We start from the raw sequence: 12,219 nt of genomic DNA, 5'->3' as shown, positions 1-12,219 counted from the left end.
TCACCGCCCACTGTCGGCCAACCCCCCGTCCAGGTAGAGGGTGGTCTGCTCGGCGGTGCACGCGACGCGCCCGTTCTCCAGCTCGATGGCGACCGAGATGACGACCTCCGTGAAGCCCCGGGGGCGAGGCCGTACCGAGAGCAGGCGGACCGAGGCCCGGAGCTTGGCGCCCACCGGCACGGGGGCGCGGAAGCGTACCCGGTCGACCCGGTGGTTGACGGCCTGGGCGACACCGCTGACCTCGAGCACCTCCGCGCTGAGCGCGGAGAGGAGCGACAGGGTCAGGAACCCGTGCGCGATGGTGGTGCCGAACGGGCCTTCGGCCGCTCGGGCCTGATCGACGTGGATCCACTGGTGGTCGTCGGTGGCCTCGGCGAAGAGGTCCACCTGGCGCTGGCTGATCCGACGCCAGTCGCTCAACCCCAATGGGCCGATGTGGTCCGCCAGTTGACCCAGGGTGGGGCGCAGGGGGGTCACCTGACGGCCGGGGCGTGCGCGGGGCGGTCGCCGACTGCGTGGGCTCCGCCGTCGACGTGGATGATCTCCCCCGTGGTGGCCGGGAACAGGTCGGACAGCAGCGCCACACAGGCGTTGGCCACCGGCCGGAAGTCCCGGGAGTCCCACCCCAGCGGCGCCCGCTCGGACCAGCCGCCGTCGAAGGTGCCGGAGCCGTCCCCCGACGGGGAGATGCTGCGCGCCGCCAGGGTGCTCAGCGGTCCGGCCGCGACGAGGTTCACTCGGATCCCCCGCTGCCCGAGGTGCGAGGCGAGGTAGCGGGAGCAGGACTCGAGACCGGCCTTGGCCACGCCCATCCAGTCGTAACCCGACCAGGTCCGGCCGGCGTCGAAGTCGAGGCCCACCACCGAGCCGCCGCGGCCCATCAGGGGCAGCAGCGAGGTGGTGAGGGCCTGGAGGGAGTAGGCGGAGACATGGAAGGCGGTGGCCGCATCCTCCCAGGTGGTGTCGAGGAACCTGCCGTCCAGCGCCCCGGGCGGAGCGTACGCGACCGAGTGGAGCACCCCGTCGATCCGTCCGGCGTGCTCGCGGACCCGGTCGGCCAGGGTGTCCAGCTGCTCCCGGTCGGTGACATCGAGCTCCACCACCGGCGCGGGCTCCGGGAGCCGTTTGGCGATGCGCCGGACCAGGGACAGCCGGCCGAATCCGGTGAGGATCACCCCGGCCCCCTGCTCCTGGGCCTCGCGGGCGACGTGGAAGGCGATCGAGGACTCGGTGATCACACCGGTGACCAGCAGCGTCTTGCCCGTCAGCAGACCCATCAGTGCCCCATTCCGATTCCGCCGTCCACCGGGATGACCGCGCCCGTGACGTACCCCGCCTCGCGGCTCGTCAGGAACCGGACGGCGGCCGCCACCTCGTCCGGTCGGCCGAAGCGGCGCAGGGGGACCTGGCCGGCGGCTTCCTTCCGCAGCTCCTCGGGGAGGGCCGCGGTCATGTCCGTCTCGATCCAGCCCGGCGCCACGACGTTCACGGTGATGTCCCTGCCGCCCATCTCGCGGGCCAGCGAGCGTCCCAGTCCGATCAGTCCGGCCTTGGCCGCGGCGTAGTTGGCCTGTCCGGCCGAGCCGGACAGGCCCGAGGTGGAGGAGATCAGCACGACGCGTCCGTGGCGTCGCCTGACCATGCCGCGCAGGGCCCGGCGGACGACGCGCGCCGTTCCCAGCAGGTTGGTCTCCACCACGGCGCCGAGGTCGTCGTCCGACATGGTGATCAGCAGGCCGTCCCGGGTGATGCCCGCGCTGGCGACCAGGACCTCGACCGGGCCGAACTCCGCCTCGACCTGCTTGAAGGTCTGCTCGACCTGCTCGGGGTCGGTGATGTCGCAGCGCACCGCGTGGATCCCGTCGGGCGGAGGGTCGTTCCGGTACGTGGCCACCACCGTCTCACCCGCTTCGGACAGGGCCCGGACGGTGGCGAGGCCGATTCCTCGGTTCCCTCCGCTGACCAGGGTTGTGCGTCCCAGCATGAAAATCGCTCCCCCGTAATGTCGACTCGTCTCGGATGCGCGTGTTCCGCATCGTGCCGAGATGCATAGCTCTCCGGCAGAAGGTGACGGCCGCGTCGCGAGTGTTACTGGAGATCAACGGAATTGAAGATCGTCAGCTGCGGGACCCGGATTCACATGGAAAGCCCGCCGCACTCATCCCCCCGTGAATTCACCGTTGCGGGGAATCCGATTCGGCCGGCTCGGTGACAGCGCTCACCCCGTCGGTGATATGGATTGTGGATCTAAGCAGAGGCCCAAGAGGGTGTCAAGCAGTCCCCAGTTCCACGCAAGGCATCACGGAACAATATTGATCAAGAAACCGACTACCGGCCGGTAGTGCGGATCAAAGTGTTCCGGATACTCGGCGCAGGATTTTGTTGACATGGTCGGATCGGCCTACATAGGCTGCGCCCAGGCGGCTAATCAAGGCTCCCCCTCGGGGCGCCCGGGCTGCCAACGGGGATTCATCGGAGGGCAAGGGGCATTGTCCCGCAGACGCACGTGGGCACACGCGTTCCATTGCGCATGCTTACGCGTTGAATGTCTGACTTGCTTCCAGATTTCGGGGGACCGGCAAGGCCTTCCCCCCTGAGCTCATCCTTCCGCTCCCTGTCGTGCCTGATCCTGCTCAACACGCACACGGGAAGGAAGAGTAGTCAGCACATGCCAGCAAAGCTCTTATCCATGGATTCCGTGCAGACTCGGTCCCAGTTACAGGGCACGGCGTTACGTGTGGCGGATGTGCTGCGGGAGCACGGCGTGCGCCCCGGTGACAGGGTCGTTCTCAAGGCGGGCAACTCCGCCGGATTCGTCGCCGTCCTTCTCGGGCTCATGCACAGGGGAGCCTCGGTCGCTCTGCTCGACCAGCGGCAGCGGACGGAGGACAGCGGCCGGGCCGCCGAGCAGGCCAGGGCCCGGCTCGCGGTCGTCGACGACGACGCGCCTCCCGTCCCCGGGCCGGGCCGGCTCTACGTCTACGAGCTGCTGGCCGCCGCCGCGGAACGCCGGCCCGCGGACGAACAGATCCGCTTCGACCGCTGGGAACGGCTGCCGGACGCCCTGATCGCCTGGTCCTCGGGCTCGACCGGCGAGCCGAAGGGCACCGTGAAGTCCGGGCGGTCGGTGCTGCGCAACGTGCGACGCACCATCGAGTTCATGGGCTACCGGGCCGATGACGTGTTCCTTCCTCTTCTTCCCTTCTCCCACCAGTACGGACTGTCCATCCTGCTGGCCGCCTGGCTGGCCGACGCCTCGCTGGTGGTCGCCCCCTACCGGCGGCTGGACCGCGCGGTACGGATGGCCGGGCAGGCCGGCGTCACGGTCGTCGACGCCACACCGGCCACCCACAGGAGCCTGATCAACCTGGTCGAGCGCCGCCCGGAGCTGGCCCTGGACCTCGCCAGCGTGCGGATGTACTGCACCGGCGGCGCTCCGCTGGACCGCGCGGCCGCCGACCAGTTCGCCAAGACGTTCCAGCTGCCCCTGCTCGATGGTTACGGCAGCACCGAGATGGGCAACATCGCCGCCGCGACGCCCGACAACCCGGTCGGGGCCGGCCGGCTGTTCCACGGCGTCGAGGTGCTGATAACCGACGACGACGCCGTCCCGTTGCCCCCGGGCGCGGTCGGCGAACTCCGCATCCGTACGCCTGACTCGTTCAGCGGCTATCTGAGCCCCGGCGGTGAAGTCATCCCGGAGAGACCCGAGTGGTACCGGCCCGGGGACCTCGGCACGCTGGACGGCGCCGGCAATCTCTTCGTACTCGGGCGTAAGTCCGCCGTACACCGCATGGGGTACACCCTCTATCCCGACATCATCGAGCGCAAGGCAGCCGAGTGCGGGGCTCCGCTGAAGATCGTTCCGCTGCCCGACGAGCGGCTGGGAAGCCGGCTCGTATTCCTGGTCGAGGACCCCCGGGGCGGTATGCCGCAGTATTGGCGCGAGCGTATCTGCGAACTCCTTCCGACCTACGAGCAGCCGAACAGGGTCGTTGTGGTCGAAAAATTCCCGCTCAACCACAACGGAAAGACTGATCCGCGCCGCATGCTGAGGCTGGCGGAATCCGCAGTCGACGAGAGAAACGAAACCGCAGACACCCTTTCCCTCTGACCGGCACGCTTCGTCGAAAGGGTTCTTACCGATGGGATTTCAGGTGGGCTCAAAACCGCAGGAACGACGACGCGTGGTCATCACCGGCTATGGAGCAATTACGCCGGTCGGGCTGACGGTGGACGAGTTCTGGGCGTCGCTCGTCGACGGACGCAGCGGAATCTCGGACATCGAGGGCTTCGACGCGTCCGACCTGCCCGTCCGCATAGGGGCCGAGGTCAAGGAATTCGACCCCGGCGTCTATATGCCGCACAAGGTGTCACGCCGTATCGACGTCAGCACGCAGTACGGCCTCGCGGCGGCGATGCAGGCGGTCCAGCAGGCCAAACTGGAGGTCGACGAGGAACTGGCCCCCCGGGTCGGCGTCTACGTCGGTTCCTCGGCCGGCCCCGCCACGATGAACTACGACACCACCATCAAGCTGCACGAACGCGGCGCCCGTGCCGTCAGCCCGTTCTTCTTCGCCACCAGCGGTTCGGAGAGTTCGGCCGGGGAGATCGCGCTGTGGCTCGGCGCCTGCGGACCGTCGGCGAGCCTGACCACCGCCTGCGCCTCGGGGGCCACCTCCATCGGCGAGGCGATGCGGCTGATCCAGTTCGGTGTGGCCGATGTGATGGTGGCCGGCGGCACCGAGGCCCCCGTCACCCGTCTCAACATCGCCGCAGCGGCGGCCTGCCGGGCGCTGTCGCGTCGCAACGACGACCCCGCCCGGGCCTGCCGCCCGTTCGACAAGGACCGGGACGGGTTCGTCATGGGGGCCGGGGCGGGCGTCCTCGTCCTGGAGGAGGCCGAGCACGCCCGGGCGCGGGGCGCCCGCATCCTCGCCGAGCTGGTCGGATACGGGGCCACCACCGACGCGTACCACCTCACCGCCCCGCACCCCGAGGGGCTGGGCACCAAGCGGGCCATGCGGATCGCCCTGGAGTCGGGAGGTCTCCGGCCCGAGGACGTCGACTACGTCAACGCCCACGGCACCAGCACCGAACTCAACGACAGGAGCGAGGTCGCGGCCCTCCGGGACGTGCTGGGCGAACGCGCCCTCCAGATCCCGATCAGCTCCACCAAGTCCATGACCGGCCACCTCATCTCGGGAACCGGCGCGGTCGAGCTGATCGCCTCGGTGCAGGCGATCAACCACGGTGTCGTGCCTCCCACGCTCAACTGCGAGGTCCCGGAGGACGACCAGCTCAACTTCGTGCCGTCCGTGGCCCAGCAGTGGGACACCGACGTCGTGATGAGCAACTCATTCGGATTCGGCGGGCACAACGCGGTACTCATCGTCCGTCGCTGGGAACAGGAAGGATCCAGTGCCACACATGCGGCATGAATCTCATGTACAGGAGACCTCGTTCCACGCCGGAGGCAAGGGGTACAACGCCCGGCGCGCGCTGAACGTGGGAGACGTTGTCTCCCCGCTGACCGGCAAGATCAGGGTCGGGGAGCCCACCGTGTACAGCGTCCAGGTCTCCCGGGACGAGCACCTCGACCCCGAGAACCTCCACTTCCTGAACCACTCCTGCGTGCCCAACACCTTCCTCGACACCAAGGCGAGCCATGTGATCGCCATCCGGCCGATCGCCGAAGGCGAGCCGCTCAGCTTCTTCTACCCCTCCACCGAGTGGGAGATGGGCAACCCCTTCTCCTGCGAGTGCGGCACCGCCGCCTGCCTCGGCACCATCACCGGCGCGTCCGCGCTGCCGGCCTCGGTCCTGGAGCGCTACGCCCTCAACGCCCACATCCGGGAGCTGATCGCGGAACGCGACGGCGTGGAGGCGCTCGTCACCGACTGACCGCACCACCAGAACGCCCGTGTCCCGGCGCTCGCGCCGGGACACGGGCGTACCGACCACGGGGGGAATCATGGCCACCGGCGGAGAGCTGCTGGTCTCGGCGCTGCGCGCCAACGGCGTCGAGGCGGTTTTCGGAATACCCGGCACGCACAACCTGGAGATCTACCGGCACCTCGGCCCCGGCCGGCTGCGCGTCGTCACGCCCCGCCACGAGCAGGGCGCCGGATACGCGGCGGACGGGTACGCCCGGGTCACCGGACGCCCCGGTGTGGTGGTGACCACCAGTGGGCCCGGTCTGCTCAACGCCGCGGCCGCGGCCGGCCAGGCGTACTCGGACTCCGTACCGCTGCTGATCATCTCGCCCGGCATGCCCCTGGACCACGACCGGGGGTCCGGGCTGCTGCACGAGGTCAAGGACCAGTCGGCGGCGCTGGCCTCGGTCTGCGCACGGAGCCGACGGGTCCGGACCCTGCCCGAGATGGTTCGCGTACTGGCCGGCATGTTCACGGACTTCGCACTCGGCCGGCCCCGCCCGGTCCATCTTGAGGTCCCCTACGACCTGCTCGCCCGCACCGCGGACATCACCGTGCCACCCGCGGTGCGGGCGCTGCCCGCGGCTCCGTCGGAGGCAGCGGTACGGGCCGCCGCGGCGACCCTGTCCGAGGCCCGGCGGCCGGCCCTGGTGGTGGGCGGCGGGGCCCGGGGCGCGGTCGCCGACGTGCGCGCGCTCGCCGAACTCCTCGGCGCGCCGACGGTGACCACCGCCAACGGCAAGGGCGTGTTCCCGGAGAGCCATCCGCTCTCGCTCGGCGCCGGGCTGCACCTGCGCGAGGTGCGCAGGTTCCTGCACGGCGCGGACGCCGTCCTGGCGGTCGGCACCGAACTCGCCGAGACCGACTCCTGGGACGAGCCGCTCCGCTTCGGCGGCCGGCTGGTCCGGGTCGACCTCGACCCGGACCAGCTGCACCGGCCGTTCGCCGCGCACCCCCTGGCCGGTGACGCGGCGACCGTCCTGGCCGGACTGCGGCGGGCCATCGGCCCCCGGTCGGCGGCCCGGCCCCCGGACGTGAGGGCGGCCCGGTCCGCCGTCACCGCGTACGGCGAACGCTGGCGGCCGATCGTCGAGGCCCTGCGGGCGGCGCTCCCCGAGGACACCGTGCTCGTCAACGACAGCGCGCAGGTCTGCTACTTCGGGGCGCTGACCGGCTTCGCCGTGGAAGGCCCCGGCCGGTTCCTCTATCCGACCGGCTTCGGCACCCTCGGGTACGCGCTGCCCGCGGCCATCGGCGCGGGCATCGGCGCACCGGAACGCCCGGTGGCCGTGCTCACCGGTGACGGCGGACTCCAGTTCACGGTCAACGAACTGGCGACGGCGGTGGAAGCCGGCCGGCCGCTCCCCGTGGTGGTGGTGAACAACGGTGGCTACGGCATGATCCGCCAGGAGATGGCGGAACGGGGCTGCCCCCCGGTCGGCGTCGACCTGCACGGCCCGGACTTCCCGGCGCTGAGCCGGGCCTACGGCGGTGCCGGGGCGCACGCCGCGAGCCCCGCCGAGCTGCGGGACGCCGTCGCGAAGGCCCTCACCACACCCGGGCCCACCGTCATCGAGGTCCCCGAGCCGCCCGGCTGACGCCTCATCCCGTCGGCCCGTCCAGCCATCCGCCCGACAGCTCCGGAGGAACCGTGAACCGAACCCCCTATCTTCAGCTGACCTGGTCCGACGAGCAGACCGACGCACAGGGCTATCTGGTGATCGACCGGCTGCTGCGCGGCGTCGCCAGCGGCGGTCTCAGGATGCGCCCCGGCTGCACGCTGTCCGAAGTCACCGAACTGGCCCGGACCATGACGCTCAAGGAGTCGCTGGTCCACCAGCCCGGCGACCGGTACCTCCCCTTCGGCGGCGCCAAAGGAGGTATCGACTTCGACCCGTCGAGCCCGGAGGCGCCGGGTGTCCTGACCCGCTTCCTCGGTGCGGTCAGCCCCCTGGTGGAGACGTACTGGGCACTCGGCGAGGACCTGGGCACCCAGCAGCAGGACATCGACGCGGCGGTGACCGCCGCCGGGCTGCGCTCCTGTGTCCACCCGGCGCTCCGCCACGTGCCCGACGGCGCGGAGGCGGGACTGCGCCGGATCGACGACGCCTTCGCGGTCCGGGTCGACGGGCTCGGCCTGGGCGACACGGTCGGCGGCTACGGCGTGGCCCAGGCGGTGCTGGCCACCCTGGCGGAGACCGACGAGAACCCGGTGGGACTCACCGCCGTGGTGCAGGGCTTCGGATCGATGGGCGGCGCCGCGGCGCGCTATCTGGCCCGCGCGGGCATGCACGTGGTCGCCGTCGTCGACCGGGACGGCGTGGTGGCCGACCCGGACGGCCTGGACGTGGAGACGCTGCTGGCCCGTCGCAGCCCCGAGGGTCTGGTCGACCGCGACCGGCTGCCCTCCGGCGCCCGGCTGCTGCCGCGCGAGGAGTGGCTGTCGGTGGCGTCGGACGTCCTGGTCACCGCCGCCGCCTCCTACGCCGTGGACGACGCCAACGAGGGCGATGTGCGCTGCGGGTACCTCGTCGAGGCGGCCAACGTCTCCGTACTCCCGAGTGCCGAGAAGGCCCTGCTGGAGCGCGGGGTGATCGTGGTCCCGGACTTCCTCGCCAACTTCGCGGCGAACAGCTGGTGGTGGTGGACCCTCTTCGGGGACGTCAGCGCGGACGCGGGCGAGGCCCTGGCGAAGATCGACAAGACCATGTGGCGGCTCGTCGAGGACGTCTTCGCCGAGGTCCGCGCCACCGGTCTGAGCCCCCGGGAGGTGGCGAGCCGCCTCGCGGAGCGCAACCACGCCCACTTCCGGGGCCTTTCGGACTGAGCGGCTACGCTCCGGTCCCCTTCGCCCGGGCCCCGCCCGCCCGACGTGGCGCGGCCGGGCGGCCGGGGGCCGTCCACCGGGCCAGCCGCCTGACCCCGAAGGCAGCCGCGTGTACGCCGAGGATGCCCAGCGGGAACATCATGGCGCTGCTCACCACGTTCCGCGTGCCGACCTCCCGGAGCACTCCGCCGCGCCGCAGCTCACGCCAGGCCCAGAGTGAGAACGGGGCGACAACCAGCGGGGTGGTGACCACGCCGGGCGTGTAGCGGCGCAGGGCGGCGCTCTGGGCGACGTGGGAGACCGCGTGCAGCCCGAATCCGGCCAGCACGGTCTGGAAGAACGGCGACCGTCCCCCGGTCCTGGCTCCGTCGGCCGACGCGGCGCCGACCACCAGACCCATCAGGCCGATGGCGGTGGCCGCGTGCCCGGGTGTCACGCTCATCGCGGACCACACCCGTTCGGGAACCTTCGGGTGGCTCTCCCGCAACCGGTCCACCTGGGCCGAGGCCCAGGCGGGCATGGTGGCCAGCTCCTCCAGGTCGTGCACCGCGAAGGCGGCCAGCAGCCCCCAGGTGACCGCCGGAGCAACGCCCCCGGACTCCGCTCCGTGCTCAGACATCCCGCTCCCGAAAGTCCGCCGTCTCCCCGACCGGTACGCCGGGCTCGGCCTGCTCGGCCTGCTCGGCCTGACCGTCCGTCCCGACGGACACCGTGCCCAGGGACCCGTTCACGGTAAGTTCCTGCCCGTCCGACACGGCGGAGAGCACGCCCGGCACGCCGACCACCGCCGGAATGCCGTACTCCCGGGCCACCACGGCGCCGTGCGAGTTCACCCCGCCGGTCTCCAGCACCACGCCGCCCGCCGTGAGGAACAGCGGGGTCCACCCCGGGTCGGTCGACGGCGCGACCAGGATCTCTCCCGGCCGCAGGTTGACGCCCACCGGGTCGTACACCACCCGGGCCGGTCCGGTGGCGGTGCCGGCCGAGGCGGGCGCGCCGAGCAGGGTGCCGTCGTCCGCGGGGGCGAGGGTGGGTTCCGTGCCGTCGGAGAGCAGCACCCGGGGTACGTGCCGGCGCAGGCCCTCCCGGGCGAACTCCTCGCGTCGCGGCCCGATCCGGTCGCGTACGTCCGTCCCCGCCAGGGCCTGCGCGATCTCGGGCAGTTCGAGGAAGCAGATGTCCTCGGCCGCGTCGAGCCGTCCGTCGGCGGCCAGCTCCTCGCCGACCAGGAGCAGTTCGCGCCGGGCCTGTGCCATCAGCAGGACGGAGTAGAACTTGGTGACCTCGCGCAGCCCCAGCAGCTGCCGGGCGCGCCGGATACCGAAGCGGACCACGGCCGCCGGCAGCCTGCCGTGCCTCCGGGCGCGGGCGACGAGTTCTCCCGTGGTCCGCTCGGCCAGTTCCGCGCCGTCGGTGAACTGCTTCTCGGGCGAGGCGGCCTCCGAGGTCAACGCCAGGTAGCCGGCGAGGACGCCGAACAGGTGGGCCGGGGCATCGGTCCACCGGGGCGCGCCGACGTCGATCTCGGCCACCGCCCGGTGGCCGAACTCGTCGAGGAAGGCCTTCAGCCCCTGCTGGACCACGGGGGGCAGGGTGCCGTCCCGGTACGCCCTCAGCAGTTCGCCGGCGGAGGCGTCCTGAAGCAGGCGGGCGGCGTCCGGCCGCTGCCGGATCCGGTCGGCGAGCTGCCACAGGGCGAGGTCCATCTCGGTGGTGACGTTGTGGGGCAGGCCGCGCAGCAGCGCCAGGCCCTCCTCCTCGGTCACCTCCTGCCCCAGCTGCTTCAGGGCGATCCCGAGGGCCGCGCCTCCGACGGCCGGGATGGGCACCATGCGGGGGAAGATCGCGGGGATCCCCTCCAGCAGGATGCGCCGCGCGGTCTCCAGGCGCTGCTGGGGCCGGACGGCCTCCGGGAGCACGAAGCGCTCCACCTGCCGGGCGCCCACCCGGGCGACCCGGTCGCGGGCCGCGGCGGGCCGGATCACCGCCTCGGCCACCCGCAGCGGCACCCCTGCGCGGACGGCGATCCGACCGAGCCGTCTGATCAGTCCGGCTCTGGACGGGTTGGTCAGCGCGAAGCGGGGGTCGTCGAAGAGTTCGTCGACGAGCTTGGCCGTCTGGTTGTCGACCATCTTGAGCAGGCCGGGGAGCGCGGCGCGGCCACCCGCCCCGCGCAGGGCGGTGGTGATGTCCAGGAACATGCGGTTGCCGGACTCGGCGTAGGCGCTGGGGCCCTTGTACGGGTCGGGGACGGGCAGTCCGGCGAGCCGTGCCATGCCGGAGGCGACCAGCCGCAGGCTGGACAGCCCCACCGGGGTCAGCGGTCCCTGGATGCCCTGCCAGACCATGCTGTAGCAGAAGTAGGCCCGGACCTCCTCGTCCCCGCGCGCGTTGGTGACGGGAAGCGGGTAGAGCGTGGTGACGGCACGGGACTGGGTGAGCCAGAACCGGCCGTCCGCGTCCAGCGCCCATTCGACGTCCTGCGGGCTGCCGAAGAGCCGCTCGACCTTTCGGCCGAGGGCGACCAGCGCGCGCAGCTCGCCCTCGTCGAGGCAGGCGTCGGCCGCCGGTCCGGGGCCGGCGGATTCGACCTGCTCCGTGCCGCCGCCCGGCAGGGGGCGGATCGCGAACTGCTTGTCGCCGAGCCGGCGCTCGACCACCTCGTCCGTGTCGGTGTCCACGACGAAGTGGTCGGGGTTGACCGCGCCGGAGACCACGGCCTCGCCCAACCCGGGGGCGGCATCGACGGTGACCCAGTGGCGTCGTCCCGAGACCGGGTCGGCGGTGAACATCACGCCGGCCGCCCGCGCGCCGGCCATCCGCTGGACGACGACGGCCAGCCGTACGCTGCGGTTGTCGATGCCGTTGGTGGCGCGGTAGGTGACCGCCCGGTCCGTCCACAGGGAGGCCCAGCAGCGGCGGACGGCGTCGAGGACCGCCTGCTCGCCCACCACGTTGAGGAAGGTGTCCTGCTGGCCGGCGAAGCTCGCCGACGGCAGGTCCTCGGCGGTCGCGGACGACCGCACCGCCACGGGGACGTCGTCCCCCAGCTCCCGGTAGGCGGCCGTCACGGCCTCGGCGACGACGTCCGGGACAGGGGCGCCCAGTACGGCCTCGCGGATCCGCTCCGCGCCTTCGGCGAGCGTCGCGGTGTCGCCGGCCGGGACGTCGGACAGTTTGTCGACCAGCACGGCGAACCGGGGTTCCTCGGTCACCCGGCGGTAGGCCTCGGTGGTGACGCACACACCGTCCGGCACCTGCATGCCCGCGGCGATCAGCACTCCCAGGTTGACGGCCTTCCCGCCGACGAGCGCCGACGTGCCGGAGCCGATCCGGTCCAGCGCGACGACCAGGGGCGACCGGCCGTCGGCCGGGGGTGCCATGCCCGCCGGGTGTACCTCACTCATGATCCTCTGTGCCTTCCGTCGCGCCAGGGAGTCATACCAGTGCAGCGCC

Annotated in this window: 10 protein-coding genes; 5 read left to right on the top strand and 5 right to left on the bottom strand. The window is 71.8% G+C overall.

What is annotated here, in order from left to right:
• Genes ABZZ38_RS06610 through fabG form a run of 3 tightly spaced genes read right to left on the bottom strand, consistent with a single transcriptional unit; the run spans window position 1 to window position 1,981 of the window.
• Window positions 1–420 carry a MaoC family dehydratase gene (locus ABZZ38_RS06610; protein ID WP_356736423.1) on the bottom strand — a complete coding sequence of 140 codons (420 nt, stop codon included), beginning with the start codon at window positions 418–420 and terminating at the stop codon, window positions 1–3.
• A 53-nt stretch (window positions 421–473) separates the two neighbouring features.
• A complete protein-coding gene (fabI, locus tag ABZZ38_RS06605) occupies window positions 474–1,280 on the bottom strand; it encodes an enoyl-ACP reductase FabI (RefSeq protein ID WP_356736590.1) in 807 nt (268 codons plus the stop codon).
• Window positions 1,277–1,981, bottom strand: coding sequence for a 3-oxoacyl-ACP reductase FabG (fabG, locus tag ABZZ38_RS06600; protein ID WP_356736588.1), 705 nt, complete (start codon window positions 1,979–1,981; stop codon window positions 1,277–1,279). Before fabG ends, fabI begins: the two co-directional genes overlap by 4 nt.
• A 687-nt stretch (window positions 1,982–2,668) precedes the next feature.
• On the opposite strand from fabG, the gene ABZZ38_RS06595 reads away from it, so the two are divergent.
• The 5 genes from ABZZ38_RS06595 to ABZZ38_RS06575 all read left to right on the top strand — a co-directional run bounded on the left by ABZZ38_RS06595 (window position 2,669) and on the right by ABZZ38_RS06575 (window position 8,763).
• Window positions 2,669–4,114 (top strand): class I adenylate-forming enzyme family protein, encoded by a 1,446-nt coding sequence (locus ABZZ38_RS06595; protein WP_356736421.1) that lies wholly within the window; start codon window positions 2,669–2,671, stop codon window positions 4,112–4,114.
• Between the two features lie 31 nt (window positions 4,115–4,145).
• Window positions 4,146–5,441: a beta-ketoacyl-ACP synthase II gene (gene fabF / locus ABZZ38_RS06590; protein WP_356736419.1), complete on the top strand. Its 1,296-nt coding sequence runs from the start codon at window positions 4,146–4,148 to the stop codon at window positions 5,439–5,441.
• Window positions 5,431–5,904 carry an SET domain-containing protein-lysine N-methyltransferase gene (locus tag ABZZ38_RS06585; RefSeq protein WP_356736417.1) on the top strand — a complete coding sequence of 158 codons (474 nt, stop codon included), beginning with the start codon at window positions 5,431–5,433 and terminating at the stop codon, window positions 5,902–5,904. Before fabF ends, ABZZ38_RS06585 begins: the two co-directional genes overlap by 11 nt.
• A 70-nt stretch (window positions 5,905–5,974) precedes the next feature.
• Window positions 5,975–7,534 carry a 5-guanidino-2-oxopentanoate decarboxylase gene (locus ABZZ38_RS06580; protein ID WP_356736415.1) on the top strand — a complete coding sequence of 520 codons (1,560 nt, stop codon included), beginning with the start codon at window positions 5,975–5,977 and terminating at the stop codon, window positions 7,532–7,534.
• Window positions 7,535–7,587: 53 nt separating this feature from the next.
• Window positions 7,588–8,763 carry a Glu/Leu/Phe/Val dehydrogenase dimerization domain-containing protein gene (locus ABZZ38_RS06575; RefSeq protein WP_356736413.1) on the top strand — a complete coding sequence of 392 codons (1,176 nt, stop codon included), beginning with the start codon at window positions 7,588–7,590 and terminating at the stop codon, window positions 8,761–8,763.
• A 4-nt stretch (window positions 8,764–8,767) separates the two neighbouring features.
• Here the strand turns inward: ABZZ38_RS06575 and ABZZ38_RS06570 are convergent, their stop codons facing one another.
• Both ABZZ38_RS06570 and ABZZ38_RS06565 read right to left on the bottom strand, forming a co-directional pair.
• The gene (locus ABZZ38_RS06570; protein WP_356736411.1) at window positions 8,768–9,382 is read right to left on the bottom strand and encodes an HXXEE domain-containing protein; all 615 of its coding nucleotides are present in this window, start codon (window positions 9,380–9,382) and stop codon (window positions 8,768–8,770) included.
• Window positions 9,375–12,170 (bottom strand): PEP/pyruvate-binding domain-containing protein, encoded by a 2,796-nt coding sequence (locus ABZZ38_RS06565; protein WP_356736409.1) that lies wholly within the window; start codon window positions 12,168–12,170, stop codon window positions 9,375–9,377. The genes ABZZ38_RS06570 and ABZZ38_RS06565 overlap by 8 nt, the downstream gene beginning before the upstream one ends.
• Window positions 12,171–12,219: the final 49 nt, after the last annotated feature.

Source organism: Streptomyces sp. NPDC006368 (assembly GCF_040612535.1).
Taxonomy (GTDB): domain Bacteria; phylum Actinomycetota; class Actinomycetes; order Streptomycetales; family Streptomycetaceae; genus Streptomyces.
Note: the sequence above shows the minus strand (reverse complement) of the source record. Positions and strands in the feature narration are given on the sequence as shown.